This is a genomic window from Paenibacillus sp. J31R30 (genome assembly GCF_059692115.1).
Genome location: NZ_JCAUAV010000003.1, coordinates 38,931 through 64,111 on the forward strand (window position 1 = coordinate 38,931; position 25,181 = coordinate 64,111).

32 protein-coding genes are annotated in these 25,181 nt (G+C 45.5%); 25 read left to right on the forward strand and 7 right to left on the reverse strand.

Features of this window, described 5'->3' with window-relative positions; genetic code table 11:
* Positions 1–230: 230 nt before the first annotated feature.
* Entirely contained in the window at positions 231–1,025 is a 795-nt protein-coding gene (gene spo0A, locus AC58QO_RS11765; protein ID WP_497265592.1) for a sporulation transcription factor Spo0A, read from the forward strand.
* Between the two features lie 146 nt (positions 1,026–1,171).
* Here the strand turns inward: spo0A and AC58QO_RS11770 are convergent, their stop codons facing one another.
* Positions 1,172–1,264, reverse strand: coding sequence for a YjcZ family sporulation protein (locus AC58QO_RS11770; protein ID WP_082595420.1), 93 nt, complete (start codon positions 1,262–1,264; stop codon positions 1,172–1,174).
* A 249-nt stretch (positions 1,265–1,513) separates the two neighbouring features.
* On the opposite strand from AC58QO_RS11770, the gene AC58QO_RS11775 reads away from it, so the two are divergent.
* The 3 genes from AC58QO_RS11775 (at position 1,514) to AC58QO_RS11785 (ending at position 3,434) form a co-directional block, all read left to right on the forward strand.
* A complete protein-coding gene (locus tag AC58QO_RS11775; protein ID WP_497265594.1) occupies positions 1,514–2,614 on the forward strand; it encodes an MBL fold metallo-hydrolase in 1,101 nt (366 codons plus the stop codon).
* Positions 2,615–2,700: 86 nt separating this feature from the next.
* The gene (locus tag AC58QO_RS11780) at positions 2,701–3,126 is read left to right on the forward strand and encodes a hypothetical protein (protein ID WP_497265596.1); all 426 of its coding nucleotides are present in this window, start codon (positions 2,701–2,703) and stop codon (positions 3,124–3,126) included.
* 77 nt (positions 3,127–3,203) lie between these two features.
* Positions 3,204–3,434: a hypothetical protein gene (locus AC58QO_RS11785; RefSeq protein ID WP_497265597.1), complete on the forward strand. Its 231-nt coding sequence runs from the start codon at positions 3,204–3,206 to the stop codon at positions 3,432–3,434.
* 82 nt (positions 3,435–3,516) lie between these two features.
* Here the strand turns inward: AC58QO_RS11785 and AC58QO_RS11790 are convergent, their stop codons facing one another.
* A complete protein-coding gene (locus tag AC58QO_RS11790) occupies positions 3,517–3,783 on the reverse strand; it encodes a hypothetical protein (protein ID WP_497257025.1) in 267 nt (88 codons plus the stop codon).
* 144 nt (positions 3,784–3,927) lie between these two features.
* Here AC58QO_RS11790 and AC58QO_RS11795 point away from each other — a divergent pair, with 144 nt between their 5' ends.
* Positions 3,928–4,179 (forward strand): hypothetical protein, encoded by a 252-nt coding sequence (locus tag AC58QO_RS11795; RefSeq protein ID WP_497265599.1) that lies wholly within the window; start codon positions 3,928–3,930, stop codon positions 4,177–4,179.
* On the opposite strand, the gene brfA is transcribed toward AC58QO_RS11795, so the two are convergent.
* Complete coding sequence (gene brfA / locus AC58QO_RS11800) at positions 4,154–4,537, reverse strand: ribosome rescue factor BrfA (RefSeq protein WP_497265601.1); 384 nt, start codon at positions 4,535–4,537, stop codon at positions 4,154–4,156. The genes AC58QO_RS11795 and brfA overlap by 26 nt on opposite strands.
* A 70-nt stretch (positions 4,538–4,607) precedes the next feature.
* Here brfA and AC58QO_RS11805 point away from each other — a divergent pair, with 70 nt between their 5' ends.
* Positions 4,608–4,793 (forward strand): hypothetical protein, encoded by a 186-nt coding sequence (locus tag AC58QO_RS11805; protein WP_497265603.1) that lies wholly within the window; start codon positions 4,608–4,610, stop codon positions 4,791–4,793.
* Positions 4,794–5,095: 302 nt separating this feature from the next.
* Here the strand turns inward: AC58QO_RS11805 and AC58QO_RS11810 are convergent, their stop codons facing one another.
* Positions 5,096–5,281 (reverse strand): hypothetical protein, encoded by a 186-nt coding sequence (locus AC58QO_RS11810; RefSeq protein ID WP_497265605.1) that lies wholly within the window; start codon positions 5,279–5,281, stop codon positions 5,096–5,098.
* 135 nt (positions 5,282–5,416) lie between these two features.
* Here AC58QO_RS11810 and steA point away from each other — a divergent pair, with 135 nt between their 5' ends.
* Positions 5,417–6,565: a putative cytokinetic ring protein SteA gene (gene steA, locus AC58QO_RS11815; RefSeq protein ID WP_497265607.1), complete on the forward strand. Its 1,149-nt coding sequence runs from the start codon at positions 5,417–5,419 to the stop codon at positions 6,563–6,565.
* A gap of 41 nt (positions 6,566–6,606) precedes the next feature.
* On the opposite strand, the gene AC58QO_RS11820 is transcribed toward steA, so the two are convergent.
* Complete coding sequence (locus AC58QO_RS11820; protein ID WP_497265609.1) at positions 6,607–6,870, reverse strand: DUF2627 domain-containing protein; 264 nt, start codon at positions 6,868–6,870, stop codon at positions 6,607–6,609.
* A gap of 375 nt (positions 6,871–7,245) precedes the next feature.
* On the opposite strand from AC58QO_RS11820, the gene lpdA reads away from it, so the two are divergent.
* From lpdA to AC58QO_RS11840, 4 genes are all read left to right on the forward strand, one after another.
* Complete coding sequence (lpdA, locus tag AC58QO_RS11825; RefSeq protein WP_497265611.1) at positions 7,246–8,670, forward strand: dihydrolipoyl dehydrogenase; 1,425 nt, start codon at positions 7,246–7,248, stop codon at positions 8,668–8,670.
* Between the two features lie 109 nt (positions 8,671–8,779).
* Positions 8,780–9,790, forward strand: a complete 1,011-nt coding sequence (locus AC58QO_RS11830; protein ID WP_497265613.1) for a thiamine pyrophosphate-dependent dehydrogenase E1 component subunit alpha — start codon at positions 8,780–8,782, stop codon at positions 9,788–9,790.
* A gap of 2 nt (positions 9,791–9,792) precedes the next feature.
* The gene (locus AC58QO_RS11835; protein ID WP_497265615.1) at positions 9,793–10,773 is read left to right on the forward strand and encodes an alpha-ketoacid dehydrogenase subunit beta; all 981 of its coding nucleotides are present in this window, start codon (positions 9,793–9,795) and stop codon (positions 10,771–10,773) included.
* Between the two features lie 61 nt (positions 10,774–10,834).
* Complete coding sequence (locus tag AC58QO_RS11840; RefSeq protein WP_497265617.1) at positions 10,835–12,163, forward strand: dihydrolipoamide acetyltransferase family protein; 1,329 nt, start codon at positions 10,835–10,837, stop codon at positions 12,161–12,163.
* A 4-nt stretch (positions 12,164–12,167) separates the two neighbouring features.
* Here AC58QO_RS11840 and prli42 read toward each other — a convergent pair whose 3' ends face one another.
* Complete coding sequence (gene prli42, locus AC58QO_RS11845) at positions 12,168–12,272, reverse strand: stressosome-associated protein Prli42 (RefSeq protein ID WP_157276701.1); 105 nt, start codon at positions 12,270–12,272, stop codon at positions 12,168–12,170.
* Between the two features lie 72 nt (positions 12,273–12,344).
* On the opposite strand from prli42, the gene AC58QO_RS11850 reads away from it, so the two are divergent.
* Positions 12,345–13,475 carry a M20/M25/M40 family metallo-hydrolase gene (locus tag AC58QO_RS11850; protein ID WP_497265619.1) on the forward strand — a complete coding sequence of 377 codons (1,131 nt, stop codon included), beginning with the start codon at positions 12,345–12,347 and terminating at the stop codon, positions 13,473–13,475.
* Between the two features lie 60 nt (positions 13,476–13,535).
* Here the strand turns inward: AC58QO_RS11850 and mciZ are convergent, their stop codons facing one another.
* Positions 13,536–13,724, reverse strand: a complete 189-nt coding sequence (gene mciZ / locus AC58QO_RS11855) for a Z-ring formation inhibitor MciZ (protein ID WP_497265621.1) — start codon at positions 13,722–13,724, stop codon at positions 13,536–13,538.
* A gap of 188 nt (positions 13,725–13,912) precedes the next feature.
* On the opposite strand from mciZ, the gene AC58QO_RS11860 reads away from it, so the two are divergent.
* From AC58QO_RS11860 to AC58QO_RS11920, 13 genes are all read left to right on the forward strand, one after another.
* Positions 13,913–14,467 carry an NUDIX hydrolase gene (locus AC58QO_RS11860; protein ID WP_497265623.1) on the forward strand — a complete coding sequence of 185 codons (555 nt, stop codon included), beginning with the start codon at positions 13,913–13,915 and terminating at the stop codon, positions 14,465–14,467.
* Positions 14,468–15,649, forward strand: coding sequence for an endonuclease Q family protein (locus AC58QO_RS11865; protein ID WP_497265624.1), 1,182 nt, complete (start codon positions 14,468–14,470; stop codon positions 15,647–15,649). It abuts the gene before it with no gap.
* A 61-nt stretch (positions 15,650–15,710) separates the two neighbouring features.
* Complete coding sequence (gene spoIIM, locus AC58QO_RS11870) at positions 15,711–16,352, forward strand: stage II sporulation protein M (RefSeq protein ID WP_497265626.1); 642 nt, start codon at positions 15,711–15,713, stop codon at positions 16,350–16,352.
* Positions 16,353–16,457: 105 nt separating this feature from the next.
* On the forward strand, positions 16,458–16,928 hold the full coding sequence (gene fur / locus AC58QO_RS11875) for a ferric iron uptake transcriptional regulator (RefSeq protein ID WP_497265628.1): 471 nt from the start codon (positions 16,458–16,460) through the stop codon (positions 16,926–16,928).
* 182 nt (positions 16,929–17,110) lie between these two features.
* Positions 17,111–18,241, forward strand: a complete 1,131-nt coding sequence (gene ald / locus AC58QO_RS11880; protein ID WP_497265630.1) for an alanine dehydrogenase — start codon at positions 17,111–17,113, stop codon at positions 18,239–18,241.
* 59 nt (positions 18,242–18,300) lie between these two features.
* Complete coding sequence (locus AC58QO_RS11885; RefSeq protein WP_497265632.1) at positions 18,301–18,537, forward strand: DUF4227 family protein; 237 nt, start codon at positions 18,301–18,303, stop codon at positions 18,535–18,537.
* A gap of 86 nt (positions 18,538–18,623) precedes the next feature.
* Positions 18,624–19,520 carry a site-specific tyrosine recombinase XerD gene (xerD, locus tag AC58QO_RS11890; RefSeq protein WP_497265634.1) on the forward strand — a complete coding sequence of 299 codons (897 nt, stop codon included), beginning with the start codon at positions 18,624–18,626 and terminating at the stop codon, positions 19,518–19,520.
* A 114-nt stretch (positions 19,521–19,634) separates the two neighbouring features.
* The gene (gene deoB / locus AC58QO_RS11895; protein WP_497265636.1) at positions 19,635–20,810 is read left to right on the forward strand and encodes a phosphopentomutase; all 1,176 of its coding nucleotides are present in this window, start codon (positions 19,635–19,637) and stop codon (positions 20,808–20,810) included.
* A 33-nt stretch (positions 20,811–20,843) separates the two neighbouring features.
* Positions 20,844–21,671, forward strand: a complete 828-nt coding sequence (locus AC58QO_RS11900) for a purine-nucleoside phosphorylase (RefSeq protein WP_497265638.1) — start codon at positions 20,844–20,846, stop codon at positions 21,669–21,671.
* A gap of 18 nt (positions 21,672–21,689) precedes the next feature.
* Complete coding sequence (locus AC58QO_RS11905; protein WP_497265640.1) at positions 21,690–22,544, forward strand: purine-nucleoside phosphorylase; 855 nt, start codon at positions 21,690–21,692, stop codon at positions 22,542–22,544.
* A 149-nt stretch (positions 22,545–22,693) separates the two neighbouring features.
* Complete coding sequence (locus tag AC58QO_RS11910; protein ID WP_497265642.1) at positions 22,694–23,143, forward strand: flagellar protein; 450 nt, start codon at positions 22,694–22,696, stop codon at positions 23,141–23,143.
* A gap of 147 nt (positions 23,144–23,290) precedes the next feature.
* Positions 23,291–23,674 carry a cupredoxin domain-containing protein gene (locus tag AC58QO_RS11915; RefSeq protein WP_497265644.1) on the forward strand — a complete coding sequence of 128 codons (384 nt, stop codon included), beginning with the start codon at positions 23,291–23,293 and terminating at the stop codon, positions 23,672–23,674.
* 95 nt (positions 23,675–23,769) lie between these two features.
* Positions 23,770–25,071, forward strand: a complete 1,302-nt coding sequence (locus AC58QO_RS11920) for a pyrimidine-nucleoside phosphorylase (protein WP_497265646.1) — start codon at positions 23,770–23,772, stop codon at positions 25,069–25,071.
* Positions 25,072–25,181 lie beyond the last annotated feature (110 nt).

Here is a 25,181-nt window from a genome sequence, read left to right on the forward strand (position 1 = left end):
CTTTAGTTCTTTATTTCTTTTTAATCTCATTTTACAGAACATTAGCGAGTTTAGTGACTTCATGTCGAATAATGTTGGAATCAGAAGATAAATATTTCATTATATAAGAAAGTCAAACAAAAGAAAAGAAAAATAATATTCGACAGAAGGATTTTAAAAAGAGCTGTCGAATACCTTTACATAAGAGAGAAAAATCCATCTTGTTTTAGTAGCTAAAGGAGGAAATTCAGTTGCAAAAAATTCAGGTATTACTTGCCGACGATAATCGCGAATTCACCCATTTATTATCAGAGTTCATTGGTGAGCAAGAGGATATGGAAATTATGGGCGTTGCGTACAATGGTAACGAAGTCCTTCGTTTTCTGGAGCAACAGCGTGAGCTACCCGATATTCTCATTTTAGATATTATCATGCCTCATCTTGATGGGCTTGGTGTTCTGGAGAAAATGCGTGAGATGAATCTTCCTTCACAACCCAAAATCATTATGCTTACGGCATTCGGCCAAGAAAATATTACACAAAAAGCCGTGCAGTTAGGTGCTTCTTACTACATATTGAAACCATTTGATATGGAAACCCTTACGAACCGTATTCGTCAGCTTGCTGGCAATTCGTCGACAACGACCACAACGTCAACGCCGCGTGCGAATGTGGTGCACATGCCAAAGGGCAAGAATTTGGATGCTAATATCACAAGTATCATTCACGAAATTGGTGTACCTGCTCATATTAAAGGCTACCAATATCTGCGCGAAGCCATTACGATGGTTTATAATAACATCGAGATTCTTGGCGCGATCACCAAAACGCTCTACCCTGCCATCGCCGAGAAGTACAAAACAACGCCTAGCCGCGTTGAACGTGCGATTCGCCACGCGATTGAAGTCGCTTGGACGCGCGGCAACATCGACAGCATCAGCTTTATTTTCGGATACACGATTAACATTTCCAAGTCGAAACCGACAAACTCAGAGTTCATCGCGATGGTTGCGGACAAACTTCGTATTGAGCATAAGGTTTCTTGAGAGGGTTAGTATCTTTGTAAACCAGATATATAGAAGGACGCTCATGCTGAGCGTCCTTTTCTTTTTTTTGGGTAGCTGCATGGATGGCATTAGAAGCAGAAAAACTACCTAGACGGTCTAGGTAGTCCCTCTGTATTAGTTTTGTATTACCAAACAAATGCGCTAGTGATAATAACCAATAAGATGAAAAGTACCAAAACAGCTGCAGCAGAAGTACCATACCCAGTTCCACAACTCATTCGAATCAACCTCCAATGGATATTTGGTTTGTGTTTCGAGATAGCTTATGACTATTTCTGAGGAATGTTTGGGCGAAACGACTGATTGTGCTATTGTCCCTGTCCGCTGAAATAATTTCGTGGAAAGATGAGGAACGGCTTGAAAACTTGGAACCATGGGATAAGTTGTTACGTTATTACAACGTAGCTTATTCTTTCAAAGATGAGATGGTGTAGGCAGATTAGAGATAGCATGGAGGCAAGTAGAGAATGTTACTTACGTTAGTGATTGTTGCGATTGTGATTGGTGTCTATTATCTGTTTATGAATGTGTACCCGGTATTCGGTCGAAAACCTACCAAGGATGAGATGCATCGGTTTAAAGAATCGCCACAGTATGCGCAGGACAAGTTCGAAAATCCAGTTCCAGCGATGATGAATATGAGTTTCTCAACTACGCTAGGGATTTTGCGAGATATGATCAAGGGGAGTCCATATCGACGTCCTTCAGTCCCTCTACCAATGGAGAAGCCTCAATTTCGGGTAAATGATGCCACAAGCGTTACATGGTTTGGGCACTCGGCGAGTTTGCTAACGATCGATGGAAAAGCACTGTTGCTTGATCCAATGTTTGGAAGAACGCCTTCTCCTTTCCCATGGTTGGGTAAAAACAGATACAGCGGCGGAATCCCATTTGAGATCGAGGAGCTCCCGCGAATAGATGCCGTTATTTTATCTCACGATCATTATGATCATTTGGATTATGGTTCAATTAAGAAAATTAAGCACAAAGTGAATAGGTTCATTGTACCGCTTGGCGTTGGTGCACACTTAATCCGCTGGGGAGTTCCAGCTGCCAAGATTGAGGAGCACGATTGGTGGGAAGAGCTGACGTATGAGGGTCTGCAGCTTGCTTGCACGCCTGCCAATCATTTCTCGGGGCGAAGTGTCAATGATCGGGGAGCAACCTTGTGGTGCTCTTGGGTGATCAAAGGAACGCAGTCCAGCGTCTTTTTCAGCGGTGACAGCGGGTATACGCCTCATTTTAAGCAAATTGGTGATAAATACGGACCTTTCGATCTGACATTGATGGAATGCGGGCAATATGATCAGCGTTGGGCGGATATCCATCTGATGCCGGAAGAAACCGTTCAAGCGCATCTTGATGTGAGAGGAAAGGTCATGCTGCCTATTCATTGGGGAGCCTTCACATTAGCTATCCATGATTGGAATGATCCTGTTGCTCGTGCCGCGAAGGCTGCTGAGGCGAAAGGGGTAACAATGGTCACGCCGCCAATCGGCCAAACGATTATTTTGCAGGGTTCGGGAGTGGTGAGCTATCCAAGATCGGATTGGTGGGTTCGGCATTAGCTTGCGCTAAACTGGCTACACGGGTTCCTGCATGGTATTATGGATGAGGTTAATAGACAGAAGCGATCAGGAGAGAAGAAGAGTCTATGTCGGAACAAAAAAGTGTGCGTAAATTTCAATTTCTGGCCGTTGTGCTGGGGATAGCGATCGATAATATCGGGACGATGTTATCATCAGCTCTTATTGGCAGTTTATATTTTGGGAGCGGTCCGGTGCAGGATCAAGATGTCAATGCGATATATTCGAATGCAGCCATATTGCTTGTATTTCTAGTCTTGGGCTTGTTCTGTACGTTTCTAGGCAGTTATGTTACTGCTAAGGTGGCAAAACGTGCGGAGCTATTCAATGCAGCAATTATTGGGGTTATAGGGGCAGGAATTGGATTTGATTCCTTATTAACAGATGATGTCATTCCTTTATGGTATGAGTTACTTGGGCTTGTTGCAATTGTACCTGTGGCACTCCTAGGCGGTTATGTAGCATTGAAGAGGAAGAAAGCTGCAGCAGCATAATGAAAGCCTAAAAAGACGAAATAGATTTGTTGGATACACCATGACTAGGAGAAAATTGTGGTTAGGAGGTGGTCGGTATGCCGAAATTCGCGAATGCGAGCGAGGAAGCAACGGCATTTCTACGCAAGCAAACAGGCAGCAGTCTGTTGGAGTGTTATACTTATATTGATGCAGAACAACATGCTGATAGCTTCTTTATTGTAAAAACCAGCAACAAGGTTATTCATGTCTCCTTTGGAGAGATTACGTATGATCCGATGAGCTATCAGAGCTTACTAGAAGGTCTATATCGAGCCATATATGAATGATAGCGAACCGCTCATAACATTGCTGTACAACAGTAAAACCCCTCAGCCGATGCGGCTCAGGGGTTTCGTCATGCAGTAAGGATTACTTAATGAACGATAATGCTTGATCAGCGATGGAGTGCTTGTAGCGATCAAGACAATTACACAGATAATCTTTGCGGCAGATTGGGCATGGCTCTTTCATCAATCGGTTCAAATCAGTGACGCGACCGATGCCTGTCTCAGCGTCTCTTTCGAAGAAAAGACGACATTTGTTGCGGTCTTTCAAAGAAACAACGACTTCGAATAGACCATTCTTTTTATTATCACTTACTATTGTTGCATCAACTACCTGCGGATCGTAGGCCATATGTATTTCCTCCTAAGAGTTTGCTCAGCTAATCGTACTACATCGCAAATTCATAAATTAATATGCTTTTCTTTTTGTTTGCTCAGTTGCATTAGTATATTATATAAATAAAAAAGATTTTATTCAATAGGAGGTCATCCAGACATGATCATGGACTATTGTGAACAGGAAATATTAGAGGGCCAGACACTTATACACATCGGTCTGCAGTTCGAGGATGAGCCAGATTCTTTATATGTAGCGGAGCTTGAGGTGGACGATCAGGGAGTTGTTAAGCGTTGGCAGTTATTCTTTAATGGCTTTGATTGCAAATATAGTTTCCGCCCATCGGAAAAAGAAGAAATGATTCATTACGCAGATCAACACGGAATTACAATTCGCGATGAGCAAGATTAGGGACGGAAATAGAAAAGGAATTATCGCCATGTAGAGTATGGTTCAAATTCCTTGATTTGTGTTTATTTTGTTTTTTGTTTAGAAGTTCTATTCGTGATGGTGTTGTTTTGGTTACTGGATTCATGCCATGCCAGTGTAATCGGTTCATAACTGGATCCAATTTCCCTTCACGTATACTACGTTGACGCAATTTTTGAGCTTGAGATCGTGACATTGTTGATTCCTCATTTCTAATTAAGTTTACCACATAAGAAAGTATAAGTTTTCGGTTTCCGAAAACGGCTTTCTTATTGGCGATAAAATCTACCTCTATACGCGGTCGCTCATCTCTGAATAGACTCGATAAAGGTTTTCTCATACTTCTATTTTACCAGGTGATAGGGAAGAGGCAATGGAAAGTTTTATTTTAATCAAAAAGGGTGATCGGGTTGCGCATACAAATACAATTAGCGATAGATGGCGAAACGAAGAAGACGGATGTACTCGAAATTGCCGAGCATAAGCTAGGTGAAATGACAGACGAAGAGATCGAGCAAGCGATTGAAGTGAAGATCAGAACATGGGTTGATCGTATGGTGCAAGTAGAGTGGGAAGTAATTGATGAAGAAGACTAGATGCGAGTAGTTCGCAAAAATCGAACTAAATGGATTTAAGCTGAGTCTGATTCTGGATTAATTCGATTTCGCCGAACTATTTGGACCAATTTAGAGGGTAACAGCTGGTTAAGGGCAATTTAAGTGGGTTAAATCGAATTAATGTCGTTATTCTCGGCAGACAGTAGCAAATAAGCAGGCAAATTCCGAACTAAAGCTTATATCGATCAATTCCAGCCATTCCAACTACCTTACTCCTAGTTATAAAAACGGCTCCGCAGGGATATACCCTACGGAGCATCAGTGATTTAACCTATGTATGTTTAGTGAACGATGGTATTGACTCCTGTCTTCTGCAAAGCATGTTCCCAACTTGGGTAGTAATACAGGGCGTTTTTCATTAGATCAGGATGCAGCTTCTTCACATTTTTTTTGGCAAGTGATTCCCCTGTGCTGTGAAGCTGCACAATTTGGCCTAACACTTCATCTGCGCTCATGTTTAGCTCCATAGATAATTCCTCTCCTTTCTTTAAGAATATAAACCAATGCTTGCCATTCACAGCTGAAAATATACATAGAATTTTGTGGGATCGGGTAAATTAGGTAAGTCACGAGACGACGTTAGGAAAGTCAGGTGTCTTACCTTGAATTGGACTTCTTTATCTTTATTTGCCGCGAAGCCAAACCCGCTCTGCAAAGGAAAAATAGCCGCAGCATCCACTTATGAATCATTGCAACTGCTTCCAATAAGTCGAATTGTTGTGCTCAGACAAGGTGACCTCAATGAAGAATATGTGCAGGAGCTTATCGAGCGAAGAGTAAGGGCTGTTGTTCACTGCGGGCAAGCCATGTCTGGCGCCATTCCTACGCAAGGACCTCTTTTACTTTTACAGCATCATATCCTAATTTGTGAACTTGATCCTGGGCATATCGAAAGCTTATTACCCGAGATAGAAATGATTATTTTTCAGGATACAATCCAAGTCTCTGGTCAGTCTATTCCATGTAAAATCTTTACTCGTGAAGATTGGTTGTCTGCACAACGGGCAGCGAATGAGCAGGCATCTGAACGATGGGAGTCATTCATTGATCAGACGTTTACTTATGCTTTGCAAGAAAAGCAGGCGATCAGAGAGCCGTTACCTCATTTAACGCTGAGAACGCAATTAGAAGGAAGACACATATTGGTGGTTTCATCGGGGAACGGATATAAGAAAGACCTGCGCGCAGCGAAAGCGGTTATTACCGCGTTTAAGCCGATTCTACTGGGGGTTGGCGAAGGGGCGGATGCGCTGCTTGCAGAGGGATATCAGCCGGATATTGTCGTAGGGGAAGCCAATCAAATTTCGAATCCAATTTGGCAGAGTCGTGCGGAAATCATCATCCATACCTATCCGCGCCATCAGGAAGGTAGTGAAGTACTTTCACCCTTCAGGTACGATACGCATGTTTTACCTTGCCTTGGTAATAGTGAGGATGCTGCTTTATTGCTTGCTTATGAAAAAGGCGGAGAATGGCTAATTACGGTTGGCGTAAATTTGCATATGAGTGAGTTTCTAGCCAAAGGCTGTGGGGATATGGGGAGCGCGATGCTCGTGAGAATGAGAGTCGGTGAACGACTCGTAGATATCAAAAGCTTACAAGCATTTGATGCTCAATCCAATCATTGGGGAAAAGAAGTGATTTCTACCTTACTTCTCTCGTGTGTATTTATCGGGCTAAGTCTGTTTCAATTGCATTGGATCTTGAAGCGCGCGGCTCATGTTGTGTGGAAGTTAGTTGGTGCGAGTTGAAGGTTGTCGGCGTAAAAAAAGGACCGGACGCATTGTCCGGTCTATTTGTTGCGTTTAGGTTTGAATCTGGGAGCAAGATAGTTCCGCTTACGGTCTCTAAAAAAGGTCCAGCCGCCAATAAAGGCTACACCGAGCAGGAATAAAATCAAGCCGAGAAAAAATTTCCCCCATAACATGCCACTATTGGTAATCGTATCGAATTGAGCGAAAAAAGCATCTTTCATAGCGAGAAAACCATAAGTAGCGGTAATTCCGGGTATAACGAGAAGTAGAATGGCAATAAAACGATATAAGGTTGCTTTCATAGTAACTCCTTACCTGACAGGAAACATGTTTTTCTAAAATATAGAATTAATATGTTTCACATGATTATTCAGCTATATGTCTAGATAAACGCAATCGTCCTTATTGGACGGTGCAGCCGTTTATTCTACATCATACTCTGAAACTGCGAACGTGTCTAATTCCCCACATAAGAATTTATAAGTTTCTGGTGCTCGGAAAAACAAATTCTTATTGGCGATAAAAACAACATTTAAAACGCGGTCGCTCATCCTTGAAATGCTTCGATAGAAGTTTTTCTCACAAATAAGACTATGACTTCGATCCCAAAAAAGGGTAATATAATAGAGACGCACGTATACATATAACAAGTAATTGTTTCATAGGAGGCTTATTTAATGAGTGAACATAGATATGATGTCGTGGTATTAGGTGGAGGAATCGGTGGCTATACAGCTGCAATTAGGGCTGCACAGCTAGGTAAAACGGTTGCGATTGTGGAACGGGATAAAATGGGTGGTACTTGTTTACATCAAGGCTGTATACCAAGTAAAGCCTTGCTGCGGAGTGCAGAAGTGTATGCCGCGATGAAGCATAGTGAGGATTATGGCATAACTGCACAATCGATCTCATTGAATTTTGATCAGGTTCTTGGCCGGAAGCAGCGCATTGTTGATCAATTACATCAAGGACTTCAGTTCTTGATGAAAAAGAATAAGATTACGATTCACCACGGGAATGGACGTATTATTGGACCTTCGATTTTCTCGCCGCGCAGCGGTGCTGTTTCTGTGGAGAAGGAAGACGGCGATATCGAAACGCTTCTCTCGAGCAATTTAATCATCGCAACGGGGTCTAGACCACGCAGCTTACCTGGTTTAGAAATCGACGGCACCAACATCATCACAAGTGAAGATGCATTAAGAATGGAAAGCTTGCCGAAATCCATCATCATCGTTGGCGGCGGCGTTATTGGCGTTGAATGGGCATCGATGTTGCGTGATTTTGGCGTAGACGTAACGGTCGTAGAAGTGGATAAGCGTCTAGTGAGCCTAGAAGACGAGGATGTTTCCAAGGAGTTGGAGCGTTTATTCAAGAAACGCGGCATTAAACTGGAGACTGGCACGAAGCTGCTGCCAGAGTCTGTGAAGGTGTCTGATGGCTTGGTTACCATGCAAGTGGACAAGCAGGGTGAGGTACAAGAACTATCTGCAGAGCGAGTTCTAGTTTCGGTTGGTCGTGTGGCGAATGTTGAAGCCATGGGTCTTGAGAATACGGATATCAAAATCGACAAAGGCGTCATTCGCGTTAATCGCTTTATGCAAACGACGGAATCACATATTTATGCGGTTGGCGATGTGATCGGCGGGCTCATGCTGGCGCATATGGCAGGCCATGAAGGCATTGTAGCAGCGGAGCACATTGCTGGGCATCAGCCTGATGAGCTGCAGACGCATCTTGTCTCCAAGTGCACGTATACAAGACCTGAAATCGCCAGTGTTGGTTGGACCCAGCAGCAGGCAATTGAGAAAGGTCACCAAGTGAAAGTTGGCAAATTTAGTTTCAAAGGAATAGGGAAAGCTCTTGTTTATGGAGATTCGGATGGTTTCGTGAAGGTCATTGCTGATAAAGATACGAATGATATTCTTGGGGTTCATATGATTGGTCCTCAAGTAACGAACAGTATCACAGAGGCCGCGCTTGCTCAGGTTTTGAATGCTACGCCTTGGGAGGTTGGACAAACGATCCACCCGCACCCAACACTTTCAGAAGCATTAGGTGAAGCTATGCTGGCCGTTGATGGTATAGCAATTAGCGGATAAAAATTGTAATCATAAACGTTTGCGTTTATAATATGCTTATAGAGTCAAGTACTAGGACCAGGTAATAAGTTTTGGCAGTCATTTTAATCTCACTAAGGAGGCAACCTCCATGTCCATTGGTCAGCTATATAAGCACAGAAGTTTAGGATTATCTGATGATGAAGCCGTACGCATGTATACGGTCATGAGTCTTGCAGCTAAATATGATGAGCGAGCATTCATGCTTCAACGCGCAGGTAAGATTCCGTTCCACGTTTCAGGGATGGGACAATATGCAGGTCAAGTTGGTATGGCTTTCGCGATGCAATCAAAGAAAGATTATTTCTTACCTTATTATCGTGATTATGCTTTCGTTCTTTCGGTTGGTATGACCGTTAGAGATCTCATGCTTGCGGTTTTCTGTAAAGCAGAAGACGTGAATAGCGGCGGCAGACAAATGGCAGGTCATTTCGGTGATCGTAAAAATCATATCGTAACCGGTTCTTCACCAGTGACTACGCAAGTTCCGCACGCAACAGGGTTTGCGTTAGCCGCGAAGATGAAAAAACAAGATTTCGTGACGTTCGTCTCCTTCGGAGAGGGCTCCAGCAATCAGGGAGATTTCCATGAAGGTTGTAACTTCGCGGGTGTACATAAGCTTCCGGTTATTTTCGTCTGTGAAAATAATCAGTATGCGATCTCCGTCCCTCTTCATAAACAGGTAGCGGGTAAAATCGCGGACCGTGCCATTGGCTATGGCTTCCCAGGCGTTCAAGTAGATGGCAGCGATGTGTTGGAAATGTATCGCGTCACCAAAGAAGCGAGAGAAAGAGCTGTTCGCGGTGAAGGTCCGACGTTGATCGAGATGATGTCCTATCGACTCATGCCGCATTCCACCTCGGATGATGACATGCTGTACCGGACGAAGGAAGAGGTCGAAGAGAACCGTCAGAAGGACGGCATATTGAAATTCAAAGAATATTTAATCGCTTGTGATATATGGAGCGAGGACAAAGATAAAGAATTGCAGGAACGTCAAAAGCAAGAAATCAATGAAGCTACGAAGTATGCTGATCTGGCCCCTTATCCGAAGCCAGAGGATACGCTTCTTCATGTTTATGCAGAAGGAGATGGCAAATAAGTATGGCAGTTATTACGTATTTGGAAGCAATCCGCTCTGCGATGCAGGAGGAAATGCAGCAGGATGATAATGTATTCGTCCTAGGTGAGGACGTAGGAAAAGGCGGCGTTCTCAACACGACCAAGGGACTTCGCGATTTATTTGGCGAAGAACGCGTGTTGGACACGCCTCTAGCCGAATCTGCGATCGTGGGTGTAGCCATCGGCGCGGCGATGTATGGCATGAAGCCGATCGCTGAAATTCAATTTGCCGACTTCATCTTCCCGGCAACGAATCAAATCCTAAGCGAAGCAGCGAAAATTCGCTATCGTTCGAATAATGACTGGAGCTGCCCGATCGTCATTCGTGCCCCTTACGGAGCAACCGGCGCAGGTGCCTTGTACCATTCACAGTGTCCAGAATCAGTCTTCTTCGGCACACCTGGTTTGAAGATCGTTGCACCATCGAATCCCTATGATGCCAAGGGTCTATTGAAAGCGGCAATACGCGATGCGGACCCAGTCCTTTATTTTGAACATAAAAAATGCTATCTAGCGTTATCTGCAGATGTGCCAGATGAGGACTACATCGTTCCGATTGGCAAAGCGGATGTGAAGCGTCAAGGCACGGATATTACGGTCATCGCCTATGGCATGGTTGTGAATTATGTGCTTCAAGCTGCGGAGGAATTGGCGAAGGAAGGCATCTCTGCACACGTGCTTGATTTGCGTACCTTGCAGCCGCTTGATCGCGAAGCCATTCTAGAGGCTGCGAGAAAAACAGGCAAAGTACTTATTACCCATGAGGATAACAAAACAGGTGGGGTAGGTGCGGAAGTATCTGCGATCATCGCGGAAGAGATGCTGTTTGAATTGGATGCACCCATTGCGCGACTATGCGGTCCTGATGTTCCTGCGGTAGGCAGCAATCCACCGATGGAGAAGTTTTTCCTACTGAATGCTGATAAGCTGAAGGAAGCCATGCGTCAGCTAGCTTTATTCTAAATTAGAGTTCTTATCCATTGATCTTTTCGAGAGATCTTTTCCGAAATTAGGAGGTACTTGTATGAACACAACCGGCCGCCTCACCGAGGTTACTGTTCCGCATTTGGCGGAAAGTCTCGTTTCGGCTACAATCGGCAAATGGCTGAAGAAGCCAGGCGATTATATTGAACAATATGACGTTCTTTGTGAGCTGTTCACAGAGAAAGTAAATACAGAAATGCCGAGCCCTATTGAAGGTAAGTTGATCAAAATTATTGTCGGCGACGGCGAAACTGCTGCCGTTGGCGAAGCGATTTGTGTCATCGAGGAGCCTGCTGGCTCTTCGGCAGACGCTGCAGCGACATCTGTCGCTGCCCCGATTGCGTCGGCTGTCTCCGATGACTCAGATCAAAGCATGCGCGGCCGCTTCTCACCAGCGGTTCACAGACTTGCCCAAGATAATCGTGTGGATTTGGCACGCGTTGCTGGGACAGGCCTAGGCGGGCGCATTACCCGCAAGGACGTGGAGACCTTTATCGCGTCCGGCGGTGCTAATGCAGCTCCTGCGGCCGTACAAGCGACGCCAGCAGCAGTTGCAGCCCCTGCTGCCCCTGAAGAACCAGTGAACCAGCCTGTTCGCAGCTCTGGTATCCATTTATCAGCGAGTCCACAAACTCCGCTGATCGAAGCAGAAGGTCACAACCTGGATGCTCGCAATGAGCATTTCATTGACGTTACACCAATGCGTAATGCGATTGCTACGAAGATGCGTCAAAGCGTCACGGAAATTCCGCATGCGTGGACCATGATTGAGGTCGATGTGACCAATCTGGTCGTCTTGCGTAACAAGGTGAAGGACGAGTTCATGCGCCGCGAGGGCATTAACCTTACTTACTTAGCGTTTATGTTAAAAGCTGTAGTCAACGCAATCAAAGATTATCCCATCATTAACTCCGTTTGGGCGGTAGATAAAATTATCGTGAAACGGGATATTAATATTTCCTTATCCGTTGGAACGGAAGATTCCGTTATGACACCGGTTATTAAGAAAGCGGATCAGAAAAATATCGCAGGTCTCGCAAGGGAAATTGATGAGTTGACGAAGAAGACACGTGCGGGGAAATTATCGCTGAATGATATGGTCGGCGGGACGTTTACCGTAAATAATACAGGCTCCTTCGGTTCGATTCTGTCGTACCCAATCATTAACTACCCGCAAGCGGCGATTGTGACGTTCGAATCGATCGTGAAGAAGCCTGTCGTGATTCAAGATATGATAGCAGTGCGTTCCATGGTTAACCTTTGTTTATCGTTGGATCACCGGATTCTCGATGGTGTGATCTGTGGAAGGTTCTTGCAAAGAGTGAAAGAAAATTTAGAAAGCTACAACGCGGATACTAAAATTTACTAATGGCTTATGATGTGAAAAATAATCCGGCTGTAAACAATAAACTGGATAACAGCATAACGATGAGCATAATGTAAATAACGACTTTAAACCATTTTTTATTCTGTAGCACGGGATTCACTCCTTTTTCGTCCAAGCTTGTACCGTTTTATTGTAACTCAAAGTGTGTATCGGAGGAAAGTACATGATTCAACAAGATCGTTTAATTCAAGAGTTCATCTCCCTCGTTCAGGTAGATAGTGAAACCCGATTCGAGCAAGACATCTGTGTCGTTCTTAAAGAAAAATTCGGTGCGCTTGGCTTACATGTTGTCGAGGATGACTCGATGGCTAAGAGCGGCCATGGCGCAGGCAACCTGATCTGCACATTGGAAGCGACGGACACCAATCCTGTGATCCCTACCATTTTCTTCACATCACATATGGATACGGTTGCTCCTGGGAACGGGATTAAGCCACAAATCGGTGAAGATGGCTTCATTCGCTCGGATGGAACAACGATCCTCGGCAGCGACGACAAAGCAGGAATTGCCGCGATGCTTGAAGGCATCCGAGTTCTCAAAGAGCAAAACATCCCGCATGGCCGCATTCAATTCGTTATTACAGCGGGTGAAGAAAGCGGTTTGAAGGGCGCACGCGCAATGGAACGCAGCAGCATGGAAGCGGCATATGGCTTTGCGCTGGATTCCAACGGTAATCTTGGCGATATCGCTACAGCAGCACCAGGACGTGCGGAGATCGAAATCATTTTCCATGGCAAATCAGCACATGCTGGTGTGAATCCGGAAGATGGCATCAGTGCCATCCAAGTTGCAAGCAAAGCGGTTTCGCGCATGTCTCTAGGCAGAATCGACAATGAAACGACTGCGAACATCGGAAGCTTTTCTGGCGTAGGACCGCTTAACGTGGTCTGCGATAAAGTGAAGATGGAAGCAGAAGCACGAAGTATCGTTCAGCACAAGCTGGAGGCGCAAATTGCAGCGATGAAACAGGCATGTGAATCCGCTGCCGCTGAAGCTGGCACGACATGTGAGTTCAATGCCGACATCGTCTATGCTTCCTACATGCATGATGATTCAGCACCGGTCGTTCAATTAACTTCGCGTGCGATGAGTACGATTGGGCTAACAGCCAAAACCTTCCACTCTGGCGGCGGAAGTGACGCTAATATTTTCAACGGAATGGGCATTCCTACTGTAAATTTGGCCGTTGGTTATTTAGAGATCCATACAGTGAAAGAGCGTATCGCGATTAGCGATCTTGTCAAAACAGCAGAACTGGTTGTTGCACTTGTGAAAGAAGCAGCGAAGGGTTAAGCGTAAAATCAAAAAAAACCGATTCGTCCGCCAAATGGCGCGGCTAATCGGTTTTCGTTTTTATTGAACGATTCGAAGTCTCTGTGAATGACCAGGAAGTTGAGATTTCTGAGGTATGTACAAGCCACTTAGATAATCAACTAAGGTGACTTTAGGATCGCCTTGCTGAAGCATTTGTTCAAGCTGATATTTGACTTCCCAGGCTTTGCCTACAAGTCGAATTTGCTTATCACTCACATAGCTCTTCATCGTGGAGACCCTCTTTCAGGAAAATATTTGTAAATATAAGCATTAATATGTTTCACATCATAAGTCTGCTATATTTCTCCATAAACCCACTCGTCCTAAGAGGACGGTGTAGCCGTTTATTTTGTATAATGAACGATATGCTGGAAGTGGACAAGTTAGACCAACTTTAACGAGGATGAGGTGCCCAGATGACAGACCATAAGAAATTTGAAGAAGTGACGACGAGCAGCGAGATGATTTTCAAAGGTAAAATTATTTCCCTGCAGGTGGATCAAGTGACCTTGCCCAATGGCGGAACAGCCACCCGAGAGATCGTCAAGCATCCAGGTGCAGTAGCGGTAATCCCGCTTATAGATGACAAAATGATCGTCGTAGAGCAGTATCGTAAGCCGCTTGAGAAGAGTCAGGTGGAAATACCTGCAGGTAAGCTAGACAGCGGTGAGGAGCCGTTAAAAGCGGCTCTGCGGGAGCTTGAAGAAGAGACGGGGTATCGGTCGGATAACGTTCGATTGGTAAGCTCTTTTTATACGTCGCCAGGCTTTGCGGATGAGATTATCCACATGTATATTGCAGAGGATTTGGTGAAGGGTACCGCGAACCCGGATGAGGATGAATTCCTAGACTGTGAAGCCATTACGCTTACGCAAGCGCAGCAATATATGCGAGAAGGACGCATCAGTGATGCCAAGACGATCATGGCTGTTTATGCGTGGCAGCTTTATAAGTTAACTGGGCAGATCTAGATGCTGAAGGATTATTATGTAGATCTACATATTCACATTGGCCGAACGGAGAAAGGTCAAGCGGTTAAAATCAGCGCAGCCAATAATCTCACATTTTTCAACATTGCCCATGAAGCTGCTAACCGTAAAGGGATGGAGATGATCTCCATCATCGATACGCATTCTCCCTCTGTTCAAGAGGAGATTATGATGTATTTGGATAAGGGAGACATGGTGGAGCTTGAGGGAGGCGGTATACGCTACCGAGACACATCGATCATCCTAGGGAGTGAAATCGAAGTGAGAGACTCAGGCATGGGTCCTGCACATGTACTCGCGTATATGCCGTCACTGCAAGTTATGCAGGAGTTTACGATATGGATGAGCAAGCATATGAAAAATGTGGAGCTAAGCTCTCAGCGCATCTACGTGCCTGCACGTACGCTTCAGGAGGAGGTGCTGGGCAGAGGAGGTATTCTGATCCCAGCGCACATCTTTACGCCGCACAAAAGCGTTTACGGCAGTGCTACAGGCTGCATGAACGATCTGCTGGATGTCGCGCAAATCCCAGCAGTTGAACTTGGTTTAAGCGCCGATTCCGACATGGCCGGATATATATCAGAGTTGGATGAGTTCACCTACGTGACGAATTCCGATGCACATTCCTTAGCGAAAATTGGTCGGGAATACAACCAAATGAGGCTGGCAGCTCCGAACTTCGAGGAGCTGGTCAAAGCGCTGCAGCGCCGTGAAGGACGTGGCGTTACAGCCAACTATGGCTTGAATTCGCGATTAGGCAAGTATCATCGGACGTATTGCAGCGTGTGTGAGGCGGTACTAGACGATGGAGATACTGCTGTAGAGCGCTGTGTGAATTGCGGCAGCCCCAAAATTGTCCGTGGTGTGATGGATCGTATCATGGCAATCGCAGATCGTGAGACGTCCTTTCAACCGCCGCATCGACCTCCGTACCATTTTCAAGTCCCGCTAGAGTATATACCCGGGTTAGGACCAAAAAAGCTGGAGCTGCTCCTTCGTCAGTTCGGAACTGAAATGCAGGTCTTACATCGAGCGACTCCGGAAGAGCTGTCGACAATCGTAGGCGATGAGATCGCTATGTATATTGTGAAAGCGCGTGAAGGGACTTTATCACTTGAAGTTGGCGGCGGCGGAAAGTATGGCAAAGTGAAAAATCAATCATAGTTTCTTCCTTTTGCTCATAAGCTTGTCTTTGTAGAGGTTGTACAAGGAGGGAGTGGCGAGTGTGAATAGGAACTTAACAATGAAACAATATATGAAGGATAATTTGCCGTTATTTATATTCGTCGCTGTGCTCTTTGTTATTGGCGTTGTCTTCGGTGCTGTTATGGTAAATGCGCTTTCTTTGGAACAAAGGACCGAAATGACCCGTCATTTAGGCAGTTTCTTTCATGAAATTAACGATGGTGTTGAGATTGATAGTCAGCAATCGTTCTCGCAAGCATTTGGCATGCATATGAAGTGGATTCTATTGATCTGGCTGTTTGGCTTGTCGATTATTGGTTTACCTTTGATCTTAGTATTGGATTTTCTAAAAGGGGTGTTGATCGGCTTCACAGTCGGGTACCTTGTAGGTCAGATGTCGTGGAAAGGTATGCTCTTTGCGCTTGTGGCTGTTGTTCCGCAGAATTTAATCGTAATACCAGCGATTTTATTTTGCAGTGTGGCGGCGATGTCATTCTCCATCTACATGATCAAGTATAGAATCATGAGTCGAAGTGGGAACATTTACCAGCCTTTCATGAGATATACAACCATCACGTTAGCGATGGGGGGCTTCCTATTAGCGGCCGCGTTATTAGAAGGTTACTTCTCGCAATACATGATGAAATGGGTAACCCCAATGCTGGTGGGGGTTTATGGGTAATGAAATGAATGAGGATTCTGTTTGACTTTGTAAGTTCGCTCCCCCTATAATGAAAAGAGTGGCTAAAAATGGGCTAGGATGCCCACCTTTCTGAGGGGGAGGCATATGGAAGCAAGGATCGAGAAAATTAAACAACAACTGCAATCCCAAGGGTACAAGCTTACGCCTCAACGGGAAGCGACTGTTCGCGTCCTGTTGGAGAATGAACAAGATCATCTCAGTGCTGAAGACGTGTTTATGCTTGTGAAGGATAAAGCTCCAGAAATCGGTCTAGCAACTGTATACCGTACTTTAGAGCTTCTGAGTGAGCTGCATGTTTTGGAGAAAATGAATTTCGGTGACGGTGTTGCCCGTTATGATCTACGTGACGACAATTCACGCCATCATCACCATCATTTAATTTGCGTGCAATGCGGAGCCGTAGACGAAATCATGGAGGATTGGCTCGGACCCTTCGAAGAACGGTTAGAGCATGAATTTCATTTCCAAGTACTAGATCATCGACTTGATTTTCAAGGTATATGCTATCGCTGTACCGAACGAGGGAAACCGGACTCATTGGAGAAATCCCACTAACAGTTTCTGTAAGGACGCTGTTCAAATTATGAAAATGCCTGTATGCAACCAATTTGCATACAGGCATTTTTGTGTTTTTCACATATGCTACTAGTAGAAAGGTGTTTGCAACACGTCACATAATTGGCAATGGAGTCTGGGTACATTATAGACGAATGAACCAAAGGAAGAAGGTGGCGATTGTGTCGAGACCAAGCTTAGTCGTTGGTGTTCCTAAAGAAATCAAGAACAATGAAAATCGCGTCGCATTAACCCCTGGCGGCGCAGGGATGCTGCAAATGTCTGGTCATCGCGTGTTGGTTGAAGCGGGAGCGGGCGTTGGCAGTGGCTTCTCCGATGAGGATTATAAACAGGAAGGTGCCACCATTATTGCACGTGCTGAGGATGTGTGGGCACAGAGCGATATGATCATGAAGGTGAAAGAGCCTTTGCCTGCCGAGTATGGGTATTTCAGAGAAGGTCAGATTCTGTTTACGTATTTGCACTTAGCTGCAGCTGGTGATTTGGCGGCACAGTTATTAGAGAAGCGAGTCACAGGGATTGCCTATGAGACAATCCAACTGCCGAATGGCTCACTGCCCTTGTTGACGCCCATGAGCGAAGTAGCTGGTCGAATGTCCGTACAAATTGGGGCTCATTATCTAGAGAAATTTTATGGCGGTCGCGGCATTTTGCTTGGGGGAGTCCCAGGCGTACCACCGGCTGATGTCATCATTCTGGGCGGCGGTATAGTAGGCACGAACGCAGCCAAAATGGCGCTGGGTCTTGGCGCGAACGTCGTAATCATCGAGCGTAGTGCAGACCGTATGCGAGCCTTGGATGACATTTTCGGAGGCCATCTCCGCACCTTAATGTCCAATCCGTATAATATCGCGAGCGCGGTTCAGAAGGCAGACCTGCTGATCGGCGCGGTACTCATACCTGGAGCGCGAGCACCGCGACTAGTAACGGCTGCGATGGTTCAAAGTATGAAACCGGGCGCTGTCATTGTGGATGTTGCCGTTGATCAAGGGGGATCCATTGAAACGATTGATCGTGTGACGACGCATAGTGAACCCACTTATGAGAAATTCGGTGTTCTGCATTATGCGGTCGCCAATATGCCAGGTGCTGTGCCGCGGACCTCGACACTGGCGTTGACGAATGTGACCTTGCCCTATGCCTTGGAGCTGGCTAATAAAGGCTTCACACAAGCCTTAGCAGGGAACTATCCCCTCCAGCTAGGTGTGAATACGTATAAAGGCAGCGTTACCCATCCAGCGGTTGCTGAAGCGCTTGGCATGCCGTATACCAAATTGCTAGACCTGTCATAATCGTGGGCCGAGCCTCATATTCTGTTCCTAAGACATGGAATAGACATGGAGGCAAAGCTATGATTTTTTCCTATCGGAAATTAATTGTTCGCTTGCAGTATATTTTGGTTTTCGTGGCTTTGACGGTTGTTTTATATCAAGTCCTGATGGCTGTTTCCAGTTGGATTCAACCAGTGAACAAGTATAAAGCGCCTACGGGCAAATCGGTTAAAGTCTTTGGACAAGGCGAACATGTCTCCTTCGACTCGAGTTCGATGAGTGAGCGGTTGCGATTGTTTTATTGGTACGGGGAATAAAGCGAAAAATAAAGGAATATCTCCTGCGATCGTGGAATGCTATACGTTGGAAGTTATAGCTAGTAAACGAGGGAGAGACCGACATAATGACGAGTGAGCTACAATCCTTCATCCGATATCTGACGACTGAACGAAATCTTTCACGGAATACACTCGAATCCTACGAAAGGGATCTCCTTCAATTTGTTGCTTATCTCGAGCTGCAAGGCATTACAAGCTGGCGCGATATAGGGAAAATGCATCTTGTAGGTTATCTTACGGAATTAAAAGCGCTCGGACGAGCTTCAGCTACGCTATCACGAATTCGCGTTTCACTACGCTCCTTTTTTCAATACATGGTGAAAGAACGGCTCCTTGATTCGGATCCTTCTGTGTACATTGAAGTGCCTAAGCTAGAAAAACGGCTTCCCAAGGTGCTCAGTATTCACGAGGTTGAGAAGCTTCTTGAGGCACCTCAATCTGAGCAAGTCATTGGGGCACGGGATAAAGCCATGCTTGAATTGCTCTACGCAACAGGAATTCGTGTGTCAGAGCTGGTATCTTTGAATTTGACAGATGTGAACTTAGAGATGGGCTTCATACGCTGTATCGGCAAAGCTGAGAAGGAGAGAATGATCCCTCTAAGCGGCATTGCGATTCGGATTTTGGAGTCTTATATGCAGAATTACCGCACAAAGCTGTTAAAAAGATCGGTAGAAGAAGATGCGCTCTTCATCGGACATCTAGGCACTCGAATGACGAGGCAGGGCTTCTGGAAAATCATGAAGCGTTACGCCGTAGAGACAGAAATCACGAATGAGATCACTCCTCATACGCTTAGACACTCTTTCGCAGCCCATTTAATTGAGAATGGGGCCGATTTGCGATCGGTTCAGGAAATGTTAGGGCATTCCGATATTTCCTCAACCCAACTATATGTGCAGGTCACGAAGCTGAAAATGAAGGATGTTTATAATCGAGCTCATCCCAGAGCACATTTATGATGGTGGCAGCGGCAATTCCATTTGGAATCGCTGCTGTTTTGCATTCACGGGTTGGAAGTGGGATAATGAAGGGTGGATATCATTAACATTAGGGATTGATTTGGAGGGACATCGGTGCGCTTTGAACGAATTAGTTTAATCGTATTGGATAGTGTAGGCATTGGAGAATTACCGGATGCTGAACAGTTTGGCGACCTTGGGGCACATACACTTGGTCATATCGCAGAGAAAGTAAGCGGCTTCGCGCTGCCCCATTTGCAGCAAATGGGATTAGGGAACATTGCGGACATTCAGGGGATTCCTCCTGTATCGTCACCAGAAGGCTATTATGGTAAAATGGCAGAGGTTTCTGTGGGTAAGGATACGATGACGGGCCATTGGGAGTTAATGGGTCTTCATATTTCAACACCTTTTAAAGTATTTCCGGATGGTTTCCCAGAAGCGTTGATCTCGCAATTTGAGCAAGAAACAGGTCGCAAGGTCATCGGAAACAAGCCTGCTTCCGGAACTGAGATTTTGGATGAGCTCGGCGAAGAACAGATGAAATCTGGAGCTTGGATTGTCTATACGTCTGCAGATAGCGTGTTCCAATTGGCTGCACATGAAGACATCATACCGTTAGATGAACTATATCGGGCATGCGAAATTGCCAGAAGATTAACCATGCAGGATGAGTTTGCTGTAGGACGTGTGATCGCAAGACCTTATCTGGGTACACCAGGTGCGTTCAAACGTACGCCGAATCGTCACGATTATGCGGTCAAGCCACCTGCTCCTACAGTGATGAATAAGCTTAAGGATGCTGGGTGGGATGTCATTGCCATTGGTAAAATCAATGATATCTTCGATGGCGAAGGGATTACGAAAGCTACCTCGACGAAAAGCAATCTGGATGGTATTCAGCAGACGATTGATGTACTTGGAACTCCATTTAAAGGTCTTGCTTTTACCAATCTAGTCGATTTCGATTCTCTGTATGGTCATCGTCGCGACCCTGAAGGTTACGGACGAGCCTTGGAGGAGTTCGATGCCTATGTGCCGCAGCTGAAAGCGGGACTAGGTCCGAAGGATCTTCTTATATTGACAGCGGATCATGGGAATGACCCCGTTCATGCCGGGACGGATCATACACGCGAGTATGTGCCGGTATTGCTGTATAGTCCAAGCTTCCAGTCACCGGTTTCCTTGGGTATACGGGGGACGTTTGCTGATTTGGGCGCAACAATAGCTGAGAATTTCGGCGTAGAGTCAACAACGAATGGTGAGAGCTTCCTGCACCTTTTGAAATAATTATTTTACATTTAGCTGAGGAGGCATGATGACATGTCAGGTACATCCATGATTCAAGAGATTCAAGAAGCAGCAGCATTTATTAAAAAGGAAACGAATATTACGCCACAGATTGGTCTTATTCTAGGTTCAGGACTAGGCGTTCTTGCAGATTTGATCGAGCAGCCTATCGTGATTGACTATTCCCGCATCCCGCATTTTCCGGTTTCAACCGTAGAAGGGCATGCAGGAGAGCTCGTAGTAGGAGCTATACAAGGTAAGCAAGTTCTCATTATGAAAGGTCGCTTTCATGCTTATGAAGGCTACGGCGCTGAGACAGTGTCCTTCCCGGTTCGCGTAATGAAAGAGCTTGGCGTGGAGACATTGATTGTAACCAATGCGGCAGGCGGGATTAATGAATCCTACCAAGTTGGCGATCTCATGGTCATCAGTGACCACTTGAATATGACATTCCGCAATCCATTGATTGGACCGAATGATGCTGCACTAGGCGTTCGCTTCCCAGATATGTCAGAGGCTTACAGTAAGCGTCTGCGTAAATTAGCGCATGATGTTGCGGCTAAGCAAGATTTTAAACTGCAAGAAGGTGTATATGTGGGTCTCCTTGGGCCTAACTATGAAACGCCAGCTGAAATTCGAATGTTCCGTACACTGGGTGGAGATTCCGTTGGGATGTCAACCGTTCCTGAAGTGATCGTAGCTCGTCATGCGGGCATTGAAGTACTAGGTTTCTCATGCATATCGAACATGGCTTCTGGTATTCTGGATCAACCGCTATCGCATGCGGAAGTGATGGAAACGACGGAGAAAGTGAAGCCTAAGTTTTTGAAACTGGTCCTAGGGATTATTGAGGCGCTTTAAGCAGAAAAGGAGATCAACATGACATTGTCTTACATACAAAAAATTAATGAGGCTGCAAGCTTCATCCAATCTCGCTTAGGCGGGATTTCTCCGTCGATCGGGCTCGTTCTAGGGTCAGGTCTTGGTGATATGGCGAATCAGGTAGAACAGCCTATAGCCATCGATTATAGTGAAGTACCGCATTTCCCTGTATCAACCGTTGCAGGTCATGAAGGCCGCTTTGTTGTAGGTACTTTGGAAGGTAAACAAGTTATCGTCATGCAAGGGCGTTTTCATTATTATGAAGGCTACGATATGCAAAAAGTTGTATTCCCTGTCTACGTGATGAAGGCAATTGGTGTTCAGGCTGTTGTGATGACGAACGCGGCGGGAGGAATGAATCGTTCCTTTCAAGCGGGGGATTTGATGCTGATTAGTGATCATCTCAATATGACGGGGGATAACCCGCTGATTGGGCCGAATCATGCTGAGCTGGGTGTTCGCTTTCCAGATATGTCAGAAGCGTACAATCGTGACTATCGCGCACTTGCTCGTGAGTTAGCCTTGACGGTTGTTGGCGAGGACGGCGTTCCCCTCAAGCTGCAGGAAGGCGTCTATGCGGGAATTACAGGTCCTACGTATTGTACGCCGGCAGAGCTTACGATGCTTGCGCGAATTGGCGGAGATGCGATCGGCATGTCTACGGTGGGAGAAGTTATCGCCGCGCGTCATGCAGGGCTTAAGGTGCTCGGCATTTCATGTATTACGGATATGGCTATTGGCGAGGAACTTGAGCCCTTGACGCATGAACAGGTTGTGGCTGTTGCGAATCGTACGAAGCCTAAATTTATTGCTTTAGTCAAAGCCTTTGTTCGCGAAGTACAGCTGGGATAAATTGGATCCGAAAATCCTTGAAATATAAAGAGTTACAGCGTCTAAAGACCTATTCATTGTGAGGGGCACATGGTAGAATATAGTTAATTAGAACTATATTTGAAGGTAATCGGAGAGATTACCTATTCCATACAAGGATGTGTTGGAGCATGTCAGTCCCTCAGCAACTTATGGTGGCCAATTGCCCGCTATGCGGCAAAGTGTTTCAGAGAAATTTACGCAATCAATGTACGGCATGCAGTACAAGTATCAATGATCAATTGCGAAATAGCCTTGATTTTTTGCGTAGAAATTATCGTTCCACCAATGAGCAGGTCTGCGATGCTACAGGTGTGTCCAATCTCCAATTACAAGTTTGGATGAAGGAAGGGAAGCTGCAGCTTTCCGATTATCCAAATCTGAATTATCAATGCGCGTCTTGTGCGGAACCCATTCGTCAACATAAGCTATGTGTTGCTTGTAGTACCCGGATTAGCCGCGATATCAGACAGTTGAAAGAAAAGGGATCGGTTCAAGTTACGAAGCCCGAGAAGGCGGAAGTGAAATCACAGGGGTCGTCGCGCGGATTTCAAATTGGCGATCGGTGGAATCGCGTGTAATTTGTATAGGAATGGGCAATAGTAAGATGGAGTTCAGTTCACAATTCTGTCACGAAATAGTCAAAGTTTTGCCACGTACTAGATATGGGATTATTCTCTGATGTTAGGTAGAATAGATGAAGTGAACACACGATGAGGGGGATATGCATGCAAAAGTGGATTTTCTTTGTACTATTTATACTTGCGGGCGCATTGGGGCTGGGAGTCCTCTTTCAAGATATTTCTGATCGCCAAGAGGCACAGGAAGCCGAGGCTGCCGCTGGTAAAATGCAACAGCTAAAATTAGTTGCTTCTAACTGGCAGTTTGATGCACCAGACTACACGATCAAAAAAGGTGAGCCTACGAAAGTATCATTATCTTTAAAAGAAGGCGTACATGCCATTGAAATCGTTGGGTTGGATATTAAGCTCGATAAAGAGAACCCTTCGAAGGAAATTACGTTTGACAAACCGGGTACATATGAAATTGATTGTGTTCTTCCTTGCGGCGAAGGACATGCTAAAATGAAGTCCAAATTAATTGTACAATAATCTTCATAGATCGCAGATAAAGGGGGCTTATAAAGCTCCCTTTTTTCCATTTTCCGATTTGTGCGGTAAAATGCAAGTTAAAGGAGGTTATCTTCATGAGAATGGTTGATTTAATTCATAAGAAACGTGTTGGTGAAGCACTAACTGAACAAGAAATTACGTATATCATCAAGGAATATACAGCGGGGCAAGTACCGGATTATCAAATGTCTGCCTTCTTAATGGCCACCTTCCTGAACGGAATGACAGATGAAGAAACATCCTTTCTGACATTAGCGATGGCGGGTTCAGGTGAGATGATTGATTTATCTGCGATTGCCGGCGTGAAAGTGGATAAACATTCTACAGGCGGTGTTGGGGATAAGGTGAGTCTCATCGTAGGGCCTGTTGTTGCTTCACTGGGCATTCCTGTCGCCAAAATGTCGGGAAGAGGCTTGGGGCATACCGGTGGTACATTGGATAAGCTGGAGTCCATCCCAGGCTTTCAAATTGAGTTGTCGAAGGAAGCCTTTATCGAAGCAGTGAACACGAATAAAATTGCGATTGTCGGTCAGAGCGGTAATTTAGCACCTGCAGACAAGAAAATCTATGCTTTGCGTGATGTAACAGCAACTGTGGATTCGATTCCGCTGATTGCTAGCTCCATCATGAGTAAGAAAATTGCCTCAGGCGCAGAAGCGATTGTACTGGATGTGAAAATTGGTTCAGGTGCTTTCATGAAAACGGTAGAAGATGCGAGGGTTCTTGCTCGTACCATGGTCGATATCGGAACGCGTTTGAATCGGAAAACGATCGCGATGATTACCGACATGGATCAGCCGCTCGGGCGCGAAATCGGAAATGCGAATGAAATTCGAGAGTCGATTGATGTCCTTCGCGGAACGGGAGACAAAGATCTTACAGAAGTTGCGATTTCCGTCGCGGCTTATATGTCAGTCCTAGGAAAGGTCTTTAACACCTTTGAGGAGGCGCAGGAGGCTGTCCGTGACATCATCTTGAAGGGCAAGGCGTTGGACACTTTCAAACGATTTATCGCCAGCCAAGGCGGTGATTCACGCATCGTAGATCAGCCTGAGCTTCTGCCAACAGCTGCTTATCATATCGAGGTAACAGCGCAAGAAGCTGGTTTCATCAATGAAATTCAAGCGGAAAACATCGGGATCGCAGCTATGATGCTTGGCGCGGGACGGGCGAAGAAGGAAGATTTGATCGATTATGCGGTCGGGCTGACGCTAAACAAGAAAATCGGTGATGCGGTACAAGTGGGGGAATCCATTTGTACGATCCATGCGAATCGGTTGGATGTGGTTGAGGTCGAAGCAATGATCATTGATGCCTATAAGATCACTTCGACGCAGCCAGCTCCGAAGCAATTAATTTATGATGTAATCGTATAGCAAATAATCGCTAAAGCACTTTCCCAAGGGAAGGTGCTTTTTGCATGTTAATTTTTGGCTTATTTTCACCGACATGGAATAATTTAGACGGATTTCGTCAACACTGATTA